Here is a 13,215-nt window from a genome sequence, read left to right as displayed (position 1 = left end):
GCGGGGTCTGACACGTGGCAGCCGAACCACCGGGCTTCACCGGAACGCTCGACCTCGGAATCTATGCGCTTAGATTCGGGCGGGTCAAGGAGGCGTCTCGGTTGGCAACTGCCCCGGTCGGAGCGGGTTCGGGCAGGTCAGCGCGGTGGTCGGCAGCCGCAGCTACGACGGAGAACGGGCTCGGTGGGCAGGGGCGTCCCCGCCTCCTCGGACCGCTCGGCGGCCGAGTGGACGAGCAGTCGCACGGCGGTGCGGCCGACGGCTTCCATCGGTTGCCGCACGGTGGTCAGCGGCGGTGAGGACAGGCGTCCGGCGACGATGCCGTCGAACCCGGTGACCGCCACCCGGCCGGGCACGTCCACGCCCGCTTCGCGGAGCACGTCCAGGACGACGAGCGCCTCCTGGTCGGTGGCGCACACGAAGACGTCGGGCAGCGGCGCCGAGGCCAGCGCGGCGCGGGTGGCCGCCTCCTGGCCGGGGCGGCTGTCCAGCGGCGGACCCACGGGGATCCCCGCGGCGGTGAGGGCGTCGGCGTAGCCGTCGAAGCGGTCGGCGGACTCCGCCGTCCCGCCCGCCACGCCGACGTAGGTGAAGCGCCGGTGCCCGTGCTCGCGCACCAGGTGCTCGACCAGCCGGCGCATCCCCGACCGGTGGTCGACCAGGACCGTCCGCGCACCGGTCACCCGGGTCTCGCCGCCGAGTTCGACCACCGGGATGCGGCGCGCGATCCGGGTCAGGGCGTCGACCGGCGCGGCGCCCGCGAAGGCGATCAGGCCGTCGACGCGCCCGGCGACGTCCACGACGGCGGACAGGTGCCCGGCCCCGGCGCCGCCGGACCCGAGCATGAGCGCCAGGCCCCGACGGCGGCACTCCAGCTCCACACCACGCTGGACCACGTCGGGGTAGAGCGGGAACAGCCGCTCGTCACCCGCCCGCAGCTCGTCGACCGGGTCGCGCTCGACCTCCAGCAGGTGGTCGAAGGAGTACAGGCCGATGGCGCCGGTGCGCCCCTTCGCCAACCCGCGGGCACTCGCGTTCGGGACGTAACCGAGGGCGGCAGCGGCGGCCAACACGCTGTCGAGCGTCTTCTTGCGCACCCGCTGCGGCTGGCTGAAGGCGAACGACACGGTCGCGATGGAGACCCCGGCTCGTTCGGCGACGTCGTACACCGTGGGTTTCTGCACCACCAGGTCCCACCCCCTCGGACCCGCGGCCCGGCTTCACCGACCCGCAGAGGATAAACCGGCCCTCACCGGCCCCGTCCGCCACGCGGTGGACGGGCGTCGACCACGCCGACCGGCCACGTGGCACCCGGAACCCGCGGGTGCGCGGCCCGGAGTAGTGTCGACGGTGGCAGGAGTACGCCGCGCGCGCCGAATCAGGGGCGTCTGCCGGGTCTTCGAACCCCGTGGAGCAGTCATCCGGACACCCCACACCCTGCCACCACACCGCTCATCGGAGCACCTCATGCCATCTGCCCTGTCGCCCGACGTGACGACCGACAACCGAGCGGACACCGAGGATCGCTGCCTCGCCTGCCGCCACCCGTGGAGCGAGCACGACATCCTCGGCGTCAGGTTCTGCGCCGCCACCGCATCGTCGGCGTTGTCCCGCGGGTGCATCTGCCGGTAGCGGCGAACACTTCGACGGAGTCGAGATGCCCCGGGTCCAGATGGTGACGCGGGCACCGGTGACGGTGCTCGCGCTGGTGATGAGCGCGCTGTTCGTCGCCGCAGGCACGGCGGGGTTCATCCCCGGCCTCACCGCCGACCACGACGCGATGGAGTTCGCGGGTCACACGTCGGACGCGCTGCTGTTCGGCGTGTTCCAGGTGTCGGTCCTGCACAACCTCGTCCACCTGGCCTTCGGCGTCGCCGGACTGGCGGTGGCGCGGTCGGTGCGCGGCGGCACGCTCTTCCTGGTCCTCGGCGGCATCGTCTACCTGCTGCTGTGGGTGTACGGGCTGCTGATCGACCTGGACGGGGCGGCCAACCTCCTGCCGGTCAACGGCGCCGACAACTGGCTGCACGCGCTGACCGGGGTCGTCATGATCACCCTGGGACTGGCGCTGGGCCGGCAGGTGGCGCCACCCGGGTCCGACGCGCGCTGACCGGCACGTCACCGGTTGGACGACGGGAACCGGCCTCCGGGGCTGCCGAGGCCGATGAGCCCGGTGTACTGGTCCTGCCACGACCGCTCGGTGACCAACAGGTCGGCCAGTCGCTGCGCCCAGGCCGCGTCGACCGTCGGCGTCTCGCGTTCGAGGTGCCGCCGGGTCTCCTCTCTCGCCTTGAGCCACTCGGTCAGCGTGGGACCGAGCACGGGACCGCCTGCTGCTTCCGGCATGAGGATGACGGTACTGCTTGTCGGCCGTACCTGTTGTTCATGAGGGCGCAGCAGAGGTGACGCCCCCCAGTTCAGCGCCGGGGAGCGGCCGTGCTGGCGCGGACCACGAGTTCGGTGGACAGGACCAGGCGGTGCTGCGGCAGTGCCCGGCCCTGGGCCAGGTCGATCACCATGCCGGTGGCGGTGCCGGCCATCTCGCACAGCGGCTGCCGGATGGTGGTCAGCGCCGGGATCATCCACTGGGCGGGCGGCAGGTCGTCGAAACCGACCACGCTCAGGTCGTCCGGGATGCGCAAACCCGCCTCGTAGACGGCCTGGTAGACCCCGAGCGCCTCGCCGTCGTTGCCGGTCACCACCGCGGTCGGCGGGTTCGGCAGGCGCAGCAGCTCACGGGTCTGCGCCAAGCCGTCGACGATCTGGAAGTGGCCTTCGCGGACGAACTCCGGGTCCACGGGCACCCCGGCGGCGTCCATGGCCGCGCGGTAACCGTCGAGCCGCGCCCGACCCGACAGCATCCCGGTGGCGCCGGTGATCACGGCGATCCGCCGGTGCCCGAGGTCGAGCAGGTGGCGGGTCGCCGCCAGGCCGCCGCTCCAGTTGTCCGCGCCCACCGACGGCATCCCGTGCGCGGGCTCGCCGGTCGGGTCGACCAGCACCACCGGGATGTCACGGCTGTGCAGCTGCCGGTGCTGCTCGGGCGTGGGTCCGGAGAAGACGGCGACGACACCGGTGGGCCGCCGGGCCAGCAGCCCGTCGATCCAGCTCCGGTCCGGGGTGTGCCGACCGTGGAGCTCGCTGAGCGAGATGGTGAGCCCGTGCTCGGTGGCGACGCGCTCGACCCCCTTGATCACCTCTACCGGGTACACGCCTGCCAGTTCGTGGAACAGCACCTCGACCAGCGGCGCCCGGCTCACCCTCTTCTGCCGCCGGTACCCCTGCTCGCGGAGCAACCCCTCCACCAGGGCACGGGTCTCCGCGGCGACCTCGACGTGCCCGTTGACCACCTTGGACACCGTCGCCGCCGACACACCCGCCATTTCGGCAATCCGCGCGATGGTGATCCCGGCGCCGCCAACCGCACCCGAAGCCGGATCAGGGGTGGATGCCATGGCGCCAGTCTAAGGGCCGCCACGAAAAGCACCCGTCCAGCACATTGGCGGCCCGGTGGAAAGGACCACGGGTGAGCGTCGAGGCCGCCGCGACCTGGGCCCTCCCGCCGAACGGCGGCGTGACCCGCACGATCCCGGTGGTCGCGCCGACCCGTTCCGATCGGGGCTTGAGCGCGGATTCCCGGACCCACGTGGTGAATTCGACCAAATGCTGCGCAAAGGGCCGTTCACGGCGGCCCCGCTTCTCGCGAGCGAGGCCGGTGGGCTGACATGACGAACGGGGAGAAGGACGTGGAGTCCCCCTCCCCGTTCCGTGACGACCGATCACGGGTGCAGAACCGGGATCGGCGTCGGTAGACCGGGTTCCTAGCCGAAGTTCACGTCGCTGCACCACATGTAGGCCTGGTCGAGGTGCGAGGCCTGCCAGATGGTGAACACGATGTGGTGGCCGCGGTACCCGCCGGAGGTCTGGACGTTGAACCTGATGTCCTTGGCCGGGGCGTACCTACCGGTCTGCATGATGAAGTCGAGGTTGCCCCAGCCCAGGCTCTGGGTGGTCGGGTCGAACCCCTGCTTGCTGATGTACACCCGGAAGTAGTCGGCACCATGGCTGGCCTGGTCGTACAGGTGCAGCGTGAAGTTGCTGCCAACGCTGGTGGTCCTCCACCGGCCGGGGGTGTTCAGCGAGTTGTTGCGCGAGAGGGCGTTGCTGCAGAGCTGGCCGTTCGGGGTCCTTCCCTGGAAGTTCCCGCCGAGCCCGTCCCGCAGCGCGCTCATCCAGTTCCACATGGTGTCCGCGTTGGCCTGGAAGGCCTGGTAACACATGGGGTCCTGCTGCTGCATGGCGGGGTTCGTGTGCTGGCTGCCCCAGGCTTGCCAGCACTGGTAGGCACGAGTGGCGGGACCGACGATGGTGCCGTGGGCCGACGCCGTCGGCGTCACGACGAACATGCTGGCGGCCAGCGTGCCGATGACCAGCGCGATGATGCCCCGTCGTCTGGCACCAGACCTGGAGGTGCTGCGCATACGCATTCGATGGGCCTCCATTCTCCGGATGATTCAGCGGCGGCGGTGATCAATATGGGAGCGCTCCCAGAGCGTTCACAGCATATCCGTCACGGAGCGAAACTTCAACGAAACATTGAGTAGTGATTGCGACCTGTTTCGAAATGCCCACAACGATCTTCAGCACTCCCGCGCTGACCTGCTCCAACGAGCCGGCGTCGGCGCACGACGAAGATCGCGCACGAGTGCCCGGCACGTCCGTGATCATGAACCGGCCGAACGACGGACAACCGCCCGCCTCCCCCGACCGGCAGTACCGGCGAGGCTGTTCGGTGGATGGGCAACCGGGCACCTCGTGCGCGCCGATCAAGAACTGACCGCGTTCCGGGCGGCGGGGCGGTGGGCCGGCTTGCGGCGCTCCAGCAGCCAGTCGGTGAACAGCAGCAGGAGCAGGGGGCTGAGCCAGACCCCGATGCTCGCGGAGCTGTACACCAGCAGGTCCCGGCTGCCCTTGAACGTGGTGTCCAGCTGGGGCGTGAGCACGATGGTGGCCACCACGTTGATGATCCGGCTCAACACGATCGACATGGTGAGCGCGAAGCTGCGCGACATCCACCTGCGGTGCTCCTGGTAGCGGCGCCGGCGGGCCATCCACAGCCCCATGATCGTGATCACCAGCCACAGCGCCGAGCCCACGAGGTTCGCCACCCGCACCGAGGGGCCAGCCGCGGTGTGCCAGCCGATGTAGAGCCCGAGCGCCGCGGCGGGCAGCGCTCCGGCGAAGACGTAGACCCGGCCGGTGATCCGGTGCCCGCGCGGGTGGCTCGTGCGGAACGAGGGCCAGACCTGGAAGCAAGCGGTCACCATCGCGACGGCGCCGAAGAGGACGTGCCCGACGAGCAGCGGGTAGTAGAGGTCGTTGCCCTCCGGTGGTTCCAGCCGGGACAGGGACGGGTCGAGGGTCAGGTAGGGCGGGACGGAGAAGGCGAGGAACACCGCGGCCAACGTCATCAGTGGCGCGATCCAGGGGCGACGCCACCAGACCCGCGCACGGCGTGGCGAAGCGGTGCGCGGCGGATGCGTACGCTGTATTGACGTCATGCGAACACGGTATCCACGACGTGTGGACAGCTGACCGTATAAGGCTTTGATGTGCACTAGTACGGCGGAAAAGTGAACTAGTACGATTGCGGGCATGTCGTCGTCAGCACAGCGACCGGACCCGCGCTACCGGCAGATCGTCGCGGAGATCCGCGACCGCATCTCGACCGGCGCCCTGCGGCCCGGTGACCGGATGCTCTCCACCCGGCAGATCGCCCAGCGGTGGGGCGTCGCGGTCGCGACCGCGACCAGGGTGGTGGCGACCCTTCGCGACGAGGGGCTGGTGGAGACGAAGGTCGGTTCCGGCACGGTGGTCAGCACCCGCACCGACCCGAAGGCCGACCGGGCCGCGGCACCGCGGCCGCGCCGGCCGGACGTGCCCAAGCAGGCGTTGAGCCGCGAGCACGTGGTGCGCACCGCCATCGCGATCGCCGACGCCGAAGGGCTCGACGCCGTGTCCATGCGGCGACTCGCGGCCGAGCTCGGCGTCGGCCCGATGTCGCTGTACCGGCACGTGGAGCACAAGGACGAGCTGGTGGCGCAGATGGCCGACGAGGTCTTCGGCGCGTCGACCCTGCCCGTGCCGGGGCAGTCGGGGTGGCGGGCCGAGCTGGAGCTGATCGCCCGCCGGCAGTGGCGGCTGTGCCGGCAGCACCTCTGGCTGCCCAGGGCCATCTCGTTCACCCGACCGGTGCTGGTGCCGAACATGATGGCCCAGACGGAGTGGGTCCTGCGCGCGCTCGACGGGCTCGGACTGCCCATGGCGACCCGGGTTCGCGAGGCGCTCACGCTGCACGCGCTGGTCATCACCGCCGCCCTGCCCATGGCCGACGAGGTCGAGGCCGAGCAGGAGACCGGCGTGCCGCTGGACCGGTGGTGGCTGGCGCGGCGGGCGCGCGCCGACGAACTCCTCGCCGGCGGCGACTTCCCCTTGCTGGCCACGATTCCGCCGGACGCGGCGTCGGACCTGGACGAGCTCTTCGAGTACGGCCTCGCCCGCCACCTCGACGGGTTCGCCGTCCTAGTGGCGGATCAGGCGGGCAAGCAGTCGTGAGGGCGCCCGGACACCACCTCCCGGAAGTCCACGACCCGGTGCGCCACCACGTCGAGGAGCGGCCGGTCGTGCGAGATGGCGAGCACGCCGATGCCGCCGGCGTCGACCGCCGCGCGCACCAGGTGCCAGATGTGGACCTGGCCGATCGGGTCGAGGCTGGCGGTGATCTCGTCGGCCACCAGGAAGCGTGGCCCGGTCAGCAGTGCCCTCCCGAGGTTGACGCGCTGGGCCTCGCCGCCGCTGATCTCGTGGGGGAAGCGGTCCAGGAGCTCCGGTGGCGCCAACGCCGGGTCCATCCGGTCCAGGACGGCGTCCGCGACGCCGGTCTCCGCCAGGCTCCTGCGGACCTTCCACAGCGGGTCGAGCGCCGACAGGGCGTGCTGCGAGACGAGTTGCACGGGGTTCGCCACGCCCCTGACCGGACGGGGCGCCCGTCCGTCCAGGGAAACCCGGCCGCGCCGCGGTGACAGCACTCCGGCCAGCAACCGGCCGAGGGTGCTCTTGCCCGCGCCGCTGGGACCGTGCAGCCCGACCACCTCGCCGGGCTCGATCGACAGCGACGCCCCGGCCACCACCCAGCCCGACCTCTTGGCGTAGCGGAACCACACGTCGTCGGCACGCAGGGTCATCCGTCCTCCAGAACGCGGAAACCGTTGGCGGGCAGGGCGTTCCACAAGGCACGCGTGTACGGGTGGGCGAGGGTTCCGTCGCGGAAGTCCGTCGGCGGAACCTCGTCGACGGTGCGGCCGTCACGGCAGATGACGACGCGGTCGGCGACCTCCAGGGCGGCCGCGAGGTCGTGCGTGATGAGCACGACGGCGCGGTCCTGGTCGGCGATGCGGCGCAGGTCGGACAGGGCGGCGCGGACGGCCTCGGCGGGCAGGCCGGGGGTCGGCTCGTCGGCGATCACCAGCGCGGGGTCGCCCGTCAACGCCATGGCCGTCAGCACCCGACGGGCCTGGCCGCCGGACAACTGGTGGGGGTACTGCCGACGGACCTCGGGGCCCAGCCCGCGTGCCGCCAGCGCCGCGCCGGCCACCGCGTCCGGGTCCGGGCGGCCGGCGAGCACGGCGCAACGGCGCACCTGGCGGCCCACCGGGGTCACCGGGTCCAGGTAGGTCACCGCCTGCGGCAGCAGCGCGAGGTCGCGGCCCGCACGGGCCCGGCGCGCGGCCCGGTCGAGCGGGACGCCGTCGAACCGGACCTCGCCGGTCTCGGCGGCGTTGGGCGGCAGCATGCCCAGCACGGCGTGCGCGAGCAGGCTCTTGCCCGCGCCGCTGGCGCCAACCAGGGCGACCAGTTCGCCGCGGTCGGCGGTGAGGTCCATGCCGGACAGGGCGGTCACGGTGCGGCGGCGCAGCCCGCGGTCGTACTGCGTGAACGCGACGGCGAGGGAACGGATGTCCAGCAGCGGCACCTCGGACGTGGTCGTCACAGGTGGTGGCTCCTCGGGTTCAGCAGTGACCGCAGGTTCTCCCCGATGCCGTCGACGAGCTTGACGACCAGCAGCAGGCAGAGGCCGGGCAGCACGGCCAACCACCACGCCCCCGCGGCGAGGAAGCGCATGGACTCGGCCAGCAGGATGCCGGTCGAGGGCTCGGCGGGATCGACGCCCAGGCCGAGGAAGGACAACGCGGCCTCGTGCAGGATCGCGTGCGGGAACAGCAGCACCAGGCCGACCAGGAAGTGCCCGACCAGGTGCCCGGCGACGTGCTTGCGGGCGATCCACCACCGGCCGCGTCCCAGGTGGGTGGCCGCGGTGACGTAGTCGGAGTTGACCACCTGCTTGGCCTGGCCGCGCAGCACGCGGGTCAGGTGGGGCCAGTGCGTCACGGCCACCGCGATGACCACGGCGTCCGTGCCGCCGCCGAGGGCGAAGGCGAGCAGGAGCAGCAGCACCAGGTGCGGCAGCGCCATGAACAGGTCGACCAACCACCCGACGGCCGCGTCCACCTTCGGCCCGCCGACGGTCGCGGCGCACGCCAGGACCAGGGCGATGACCGCGGAGATCGTGGCGGCGGCGGTGCCGACCACCAGGCTCAGCCGCAGACCGGACAGCACCCGGGCGAGCACGTCGCGGCCCAGCCAGTCGGTGCCGAACCAGTGGCCGGCCGACGGCGCGGTGTTGCGCTCCCCCAACGAGGTCGTCTGCGCGGCGTCCTGCGCCCACGAGCCCGCCACGACCACGCCGAGCACCACCACGGCGGACAACCCCAGCAGGGCCAGCGTGCGAGTGCGCCGGTCGACCCACGTCACCGACGCGGCGACAACCGCCGTCATCGCTCACCCCGCGTGGTGACGAGCCGCGACCGCGGGTCGAGGACGGCGTGCACGCGGTCGCCGACGAGGTTGCCGGTGAACACGAGCACGGTCGTGAACAGGGCGATCCCCAGCAGCAGCGGCACGTCCTGGCCGAGGGCGGCCGTGGTGGTGGCCGCGCCCAGGCCCGGGTAGGAGAACACCTGCTCGGCCAGCACCGACCCGCCGAACAACTCGCCGATGGACGCGAACTGGAGCAGCAGCGCCGGGGCGGCGGCGTTGCGCACCACCCGGTGCCGCACCAACCCCCAACCCCGCTCCCCCTGCGCGCGGGCGAACGCCACGTGGTCGGACGCCAGCGCCTCCACCACCGCCTGCCGCGTGTGCAGCACCACGGGCGCGATCCCGACCACGCTCAACGTGATCGCCGGCAGCGCCAGGTGCGCCAGCCGGTCGAGCAGCCCCACCTCGGCCGCGGGCACGCCGATGGGCACCGCGCAGCACACCGGCGCCCAGTTCAGCGACACCGCGAACGCGTAGAGCAGGAGCAGGCCCACCCAGAACGTCGGCGCCGACGCCAACGCGTAGGACAGCCAGGTGACGGCGCGGTCCGCGAGCCGACCGCGGCGCAGCCCCGCCACGACGCCCAGCGCGAAGCCGATCAGCCCGGACAGCAACCACGCCACCGCCATCAGCGCCAGGCTGGTCGGGAACTTGTCCCCGATCACCTCCAGCACCGGCCGGTTGAAGGTGAGCGAGAACCCGAAGTCTCCCCGCAGGAGGTTGCCGAACCAGCTCAGGAACCGCACGTGGGCGGGGTCGTCCAGGCCCCACCGCTCGGCGATCAGCGCCCGCTGCGCCGGGCCGAGCGACGCCACGTCCGCGCCGACGTAGGCCGCCACCGGGTCCACCGGCGAGTTCACCATCAGGGTGAACGACGCGACCGCGACGGCCGTCAGCAGGACGACCAGGCGTGCGGCTCGCGCCACGACCGCCCGCAGCACCGGACGTGCCGTGGACTCCCCGGTCAGCACGCCCAACTCCAGCCCGCGATGCCCCGGGTGATCGGCCAACCGTGCCCGTGCGGCTCCACCTGGAGCTCGCCCAGGTCCAGGCACGCGTCGGTGTAGTAGGTGTGGTCGAGGTTGACCAGCCACGCCCACGGCGCGTCGCCCGCCGGCCCGAACGCCTTCTGCGCCGCCTCCCAGTGCGCGGTCGCCTGCCCGGGGTCGCCGGCCGCCATCGCCGCGTCCAGTTCGGCGTCCACCGCGGGGTTGCGGTACAGCCCGGGGTTCCACAGCTCCACGCCCGCCTGCGCCGACGAGTAGAGGTTGAACATCTCCGTCGCGTCGTGGCTGCCCCACCCGAACAGCACCGGGTCGGCGTGCATGCGGGTGCGGATCACGTCCCAGCTCTCGCCCTTGGCGGTCACCGCGATCCCGATCGGCTCCAGCATGTCCGCCACGGCCAGGGCCAACCCCTGCCGCACCGAGTCGCCGGCGGGGTACAGCAGCGGGAACTCCGCCCGGACACCGCCCCGTTCACGGGTGCCGTCGCCGTCGGTGTCGGTCCACCCCGCCGCCTCCAGCACCTTCCCCGCCGCCTCGGGATCGCGGTCCGCGACCGCCGCGGACGGCTCGTACCAGGGCAGGCCGTCCACGGGGCCGGTGGCCGGCCGGCCGTAGCCGTTGAGCACCCCGTCCACGAGCGCGCGCCGGTCCAGCGCGACGTTGACCGCGCGCCGCACGGCCACGTCCGAGGTGACCGCGTTGCCGATCGGCCGGCCCTCGGCGGTGCGGCGGCCCTCGTCGGGCTGGTAGGGCAGCACGATGCCGCGGTTGTCGACCGACTGGACCCGGGTGAGCTCCATGCCCGGCATCTCGCCGCCGACCAGCGACGACGGCAGGGCGGCGACGTCGACCTGCCCGGCGCGCGCGGCGGCCAGCCCGGCGTCCTCACCGGTGAACACGAACACGATCCGCTCGAAGGCGGGCTTGGCGCCGTAGTAGGAGTCGTTGCGGCGCACGATCAGCTGCTGGCCCTCGTCCCACTGCTCGAAGACGAACGGCCCGGAGCCGACCGGCCTGCGCGCGTAGTCCGGTCCGTGCGCGTGCTCGGGGACGATGCCCAGCGACACCAACCGGTTGACGAACGTGCTCTGCGGCTTGGTCAGGCGCAGTTCCACGGTGTCCGCGTCCACGACGACGGCCTCTTTCAGCACCGTCACGTCGGTCACGCCGCCGCTCTTGGCCGCGGTGGTGAAGGTGTAGGCCACGTCGCGTGGGGTGACGGGCCGCCCGTCGCCGAACTTCGCGTCGGTGCGCACGTCCACCGTCCACACCAGACCATCGGGGCTCACGGAGTGCTTCGTGGCCAGGTCGTTGACGATGTCCAGGTCCGCGTCCCGGGCCAGCAGGGTGGACTGGAACAGCGGCGACCCGTACCGGCCCCAGCCCAGCGTCGGGTCGTAGCCCTCCGCCGACTCGCCGCCGATGGCCAGCCGCAGCTCGGTCGGCCTGCCGCCGGACCCGCGGTGTGCCCCGCTCGAGCACGACACCAGGGCGACCCCGACCACGACCACAGCCGCCGCGCGGAACCACGTGGACCTGCGCACAGCACTCCCCCTCCGCCGTTATTGCCAGTAATTAGTAACAACTACTGGGCGGCGACAAGGCGCACTATGAGTCAGATCACGACCAACCAGGTCAGTCGGGGGCGCATGTTCGGTGCGGATGCGGATGCCGCACACGCGATCGGGACCACGTGTGCGGCATCCGCGTCGGGGTGCGGGATCAGGGGCAGGTGATGTCGTGTCCCGGCTTGGTGCCGTCGGCGAGGAAGGCGGTGACGACCCGGTCGCCGCAGGCGTTGCCGTTGGCCACGTAGGCGTCGTGGCCGCCGGACTCCACGACGACGATCCTCGCGCGGTCGCCGAGCGCGGCGCGCATCCGCAGGGCGCCGGCGAGCGGCGTGGCCGGGTCGCGGCGGTTCTGGACCATGAGGACGTTCGCCGGGCCCTCGGCGGTCACCCTGGTCGGCCGCTCGGCGGGGCGGTGGGGCCAGAAGGCGCAGGGCTGGACGTTCACCGGCATGCCGTCGGTCAGCGGGTAGGCCGTCCGGTGGCCCGCGACATCGCCCGCGTAGTCGTGCCCGGGACCCGGCCAGGCCACGTCGTTGCACGCGGTGGCGGTCTGCACGGCGATGAGGTTCTGGAACACGGCGGCCGGCGGCAGCGGGATGGGCGGCACCGGTCCCCCGGTCGACGCCGCCAGCATGAACGCGGCGAGCTGCGGGAACGCGGCGTCCGCGTAGAGCGAGTTGAACATGACGGCGCGCAGCGTGGCGCCGGTGAGGCCGGGCCGGGGGTTGCGGTCGAGTTCTCCGGCCAAACGCAGGTAGGTGGCGCGCACGGCCGCGGGGGTGGCGCCGAAGCCGTAGCTCGCGTCACGGGCGGCGGCCCACGAGGCGAAGTCGGGGAAGCGGTCCTCCGCGCCCACGGCGAAGTTGGCCTGCCAGCCGCGCGCCACCCGGCGCGGATCGGGGTCGCCGCTGCTGTCGAGCACGAACCGGTCGGTGCGCCGGGGGAACATCGTCGCGTACACCGCGCCCACGTAGGTCCCGTACGAGGTGCCCCAGGCGGACAGCCGGGACTCGCCGAGCGCCAGGCGGATGCGGTCGACGTCCCTGGCTTCGTTGCGGGTGGTGATGGTCCCGACCACCGGACCGCCGTTGCGGGCACACGCCCGCGCGACCCGCTTGGCCCGCTCGACGGTGCCCGTGACGTCCCCGCCGGGCCCGGGCCACGGCAGGAACGCGGTCGGCTCGATGTCACGCGGTTCCAGGTCGCAGGAGACCGGTGTGCTGTGCCCGACCCCGCGCGGGTCGAACCCGACCAGGTCGTACCGGTCGAGCACCTCCCGCGGCAGCCGCGAGCCGTGCGTGGTCGGCCGGGCCAGGCCGGCACCGCCGGGTCCGCCCGGGATCAACAGCAGCACCCCGCGGCGTAACTCCGGTCTGGCGGTGCGGATGCGCGACACGGCGAGCGAGATCCGCTCCCCGCCCGGCTTCCGGTAGTCCAGCGGCACCCGCAGGGTCGCGCACTCCTGCCGCGGGTCCAGCGGCCCGGCCGCGGCCGGGCACGCCCCCCATTCCACAGTGGACCCGGCGGTCGCCGTCACCGGCGTCACGAGTCCGGCCAGCACCACCAACGCCATCGTGCCGAATGTTCTCCTCATGGCGCCAGAATTCCCAACCCCGCGCACGGTGCCCATCCGGTCAGCCCCCGCCGACAGGTAGGGCCGGCCACCGTGCCCGTCGCCTCAGAGCGGACGAGCCCGGCCG

General features: G+C 72.5%; 14 protein-coding genes. 3 read left to right on the top strand and 11 right to left on the bottom strand.

Features of this window, described 5'->3' with window-relative positions; translation table 11 throughout:
- Positions 1 to 137: 137 nt before the first annotated feature.
- Positions 138 to 1,187, bottom strand: a complete 1,050-nt coding sequence (locus ACYVLT_RS13430) for a LacI family DNA-binding transcriptional regulator (RefSeq protein ID WP_461120487.1) — start codon at positions 1,185 to 1,187, stop codon at positions 138 to 140.
- Between ACYVLT_RS13430 and ACYVLT_RS13425 the strand changes: the two genes are divergently transcribed.
- Both ACYVLT_RS13425 and ACYVLT_RS13420 read left to right on the top strand, forming a co-directional pair.
- On the top strand, positions 1,135 to 1,632 hold the full coding sequence (locus ACYVLT_RS13425) for an RGCVC family protein (protein WP_461120486.1): 498 nt from the start codon (positions 1,135 to 1,137) through the stop codon (positions 1,630 to 1,632). The two genes, ACYVLT_RS13430 and ACYVLT_RS13425, sit on opposite strands and share 53 nt — an antisense overlap.
- 25 nt (positions 1,633 to 1,657) lie before the next feature.
- Positions 1,658 to 2,110 (top strand): DUF4383 domain-containing protein, encoded by a 453-nt coding sequence (locus ACYVLT_RS13420; protein WP_461120485.1) that lies wholly within the window; start codon positions 1,658 to 1,660, stop codon positions 2,108 to 2,110.
- Positions 2,111 to 2,118: 8 nt separating this feature from the next.
- On the opposite strand, the gene ACYVLT_RS13415 is transcribed toward ACYVLT_RS13420, so the two are convergent.
- The 4 genes from ACYVLT_RS13415 to ACYVLT_RS13400 all read right to left on the bottom strand — a co-directional run bounded on the left by ACYVLT_RS13415 (position 2,119) and on the right by ACYVLT_RS13400 (position 5,471).
- A complete protein-coding gene (locus ACYVLT_RS13415; protein ID WP_461120484.1) occupies positions 2,119 to 2,346 on the bottom strand; it encodes a hypothetical protein in 228 nt (75 codons plus the stop codon).
- 71 nt (positions 2,347 to 2,417) lie between these two features.
- Entirely contained in the window at positions 2,418 to 3,455 is a 1,038-nt protein-coding gene (locus tag ACYVLT_RS13410; RefSeq protein ID WP_461120483.1) for a LacI family DNA-binding transcriptional regulator, read from the bottom strand.
- 366 nt (positions 3,456 to 3,821) lie between these two features.
- Positions 3,822 to 4,487, bottom strand: a complete 666-nt coding sequence (locus ACYVLT_RS13405) for a lytic polysaccharide monooxygenase auxiliary activity family 9 protein (RefSeq protein ID WP_461120482.1) — start codon at positions 4,485 to 4,487, stop codon at positions 3,822 to 3,824.
- A gap of 339 nt (positions 4,488 to 4,826) precedes the next feature.
- Positions 4,827 to 5,471 (bottom strand): DUF2306 domain-containing protein, encoded by a 645-nt coding sequence (locus ACYVLT_RS13400; protein ID WP_461120481.1) that lies wholly within the window; start codon positions 5,469 to 5,471, stop codon positions 4,827 to 4,829.
- Positions 5,472 to 5,655: 184 nt separating this feature from the next.
- On the opposite strand from ACYVLT_RS13400, the gene ACYVLT_RS13395 reads away from it, so the two are divergent.
- Positions 5,656 to 6,615 carry a TetR/AcrR family transcriptional regulator C-terminal domain-containing protein gene (locus ACYVLT_RS13395; RefSeq protein WP_461120480.1) on the top strand — a complete coding sequence of 320 codons (960 nt, stop codon included), beginning with the start codon at positions 5,656 to 5,658 and terminating at the stop codon, positions 6,613 to 6,615.
- Here the strand turns inward: ACYVLT_RS13395 and ACYVLT_RS13390 are convergent.
- The 6 genes from ACYVLT_RS13390 to ACYVLT_RS13365 form a co-directional block, all read right to left on the bottom strand.
- On the bottom strand, positions 6,594 to 7,244 hold the full coding sequence (locus ACYVLT_RS13390; protein ID WP_461120479.1) for an ABC transporter ATP-binding protein: 651 nt from the start codon (positions 7,242 to 7,244) through the stop codon (positions 6,594 to 6,596). The genes ACYVLT_RS13395 and ACYVLT_RS13390 overlap by 22 nt on opposite strands.
- On the bottom strand, positions 7,241 to 8,050 hold the full coding sequence (locus ACYVLT_RS13385) for an ATP-binding cassette domain-containing protein (protein WP_461120478.1): 810 nt from the start codon (positions 8,048 to 8,050) through the stop codon (positions 7,241 to 7,243). Before ACYVLT_RS13385 ends, ACYVLT_RS13390 begins: the two co-directional genes overlap by 4 nt.
- Positions 8,047 to 8,895 carry an ABC transporter permease gene (locus ACYVLT_RS13380; RefSeq protein WP_461120477.1) on the bottom strand — a complete coding sequence of 283 codons (849 nt, stop codon included), beginning with the start codon at positions 8,893 to 8,895 and terminating at the stop codon, positions 8,047 to 8,049. Before ACYVLT_RS13380 ends, ACYVLT_RS13385 begins: the two co-directional genes overlap by 4 nt.
- Positions 8,892 to 9,908: an ABC transporter permease gene (locus ACYVLT_RS13375; RefSeq protein ID WP_461120476.1), complete on the bottom strand. Its 1,017-nt coding sequence runs from the start codon at positions 9,906 to 9,908 to the stop codon at positions 8,892 to 8,894. Before ACYVLT_RS13375 ends, ACYVLT_RS13380 begins: the two co-directional genes overlap by 4 nt.
- Positions 9,902 to 11,488: an ABC transporter substrate-binding protein gene (locus ACYVLT_RS13370; RefSeq protein ID WP_461120475.1), complete on the bottom strand. Its 1,587-nt coding sequence runs from the start codon at positions 11,486 to 11,488 to the stop codon at positions 9,902 to 9,904. The genes ACYVLT_RS13375 and ACYVLT_RS13370 overlap by 7 nt, the downstream gene beginning before the upstream one ends.
- 178 nt (positions 11,489 to 11,666) lie before the next feature.
- A complete protein-coding gene (locus tag ACYVLT_RS13365; RefSeq protein WP_461120474.1) occupies positions 11,667 to 13,109 on the bottom strand; it encodes an alpha/beta hydrolase in 1,443 nt (480 codons plus the stop codon).
- Between the last annotated feature and the right edge of the window lie 106 nt (positions 13,110 to 13,215).

The sequence above is a fragment of the Saccharothrix stipae genome, assembly GCF_054781895.1.
This window is presented reverse-complemented; position numbering and strand designations above follow the sequence as displayed.

Bases quoted from the DNA above. Each gene is read 5' to 3' on its own strand.
- ACYVLT_RS13380 (WP_461120477.1), bottom strand. From the start codon at position 8,895: ATGACGGCGGTTGTCGCCGCGTCGGTGACGTGGGTCGACCGGCGCACT.
- ACYVLT_RS13420 (WP_461120485.1), top strand. From the start codon at position 1,658: ATGCCCCGGGTCCAGATGGTGACGCGGGCACCGGTGACGGTGCTCGCG.
- ACYVLT_RS13425 (WP_461120486.1), top strand. From the start codon at position 1,135: ATGGAGACCCCGGCTCGTTCGGCGACGTCGTACACCGTGGGTTTCTGC.
- ACYVLT_RS13390 (WP_461120479.1), bottom strand. From the start codon at position 7,244: ATGACCCTGCGTGCCGACGACGTGTGGTTCCGCTACGCCAAGAGGTCG.
- ACYVLT_RS13365 (WP_461120474.1), bottom strand. From the start codon at position 13,109: ATGAGGAGAACATTCGGCACGATGGCGTTGGTGGTGCTGGCCGGACTC.
- ACYVLT_RS13405 (WP_461120482.1), bottom strand. From the start codon at position 4,487: ATGCGTATGCGCAGCACCTCCAGGTCTGGTGCCAGACGACGGGGCATC.
- ACYVLT_RS13410 (WP_461120483.1), bottom strand. From the start codon at position 3,455: ATGGCATCCACCCCTGATCCGGCTTCGGGTGCGGTTGGCGGCGCCGGG.
- ACYVLT_RS13395 (WP_461120480.1), top strand. From the start codon at position 5,656: ATGTCGTCGTCAGCACAGCGACCGGACCCGCGCTACCGGCAGATCGTC.
- ACYVLT_RS13400 (WP_461120481.1), bottom strand. From the start codon at position 5,471: ATGACGTTGGCCGCGGTGTTCCTCGCCTTCTCCGTCCCGCCCTACCTG.
- ACYVLT_RS13415 (WP_461120484.1), bottom strand. From the start codon at position 2,346: ATGCCGGAAGCAGCAGGCGGTCCCGTGCTCGGTCCCACGCTGACCGAG.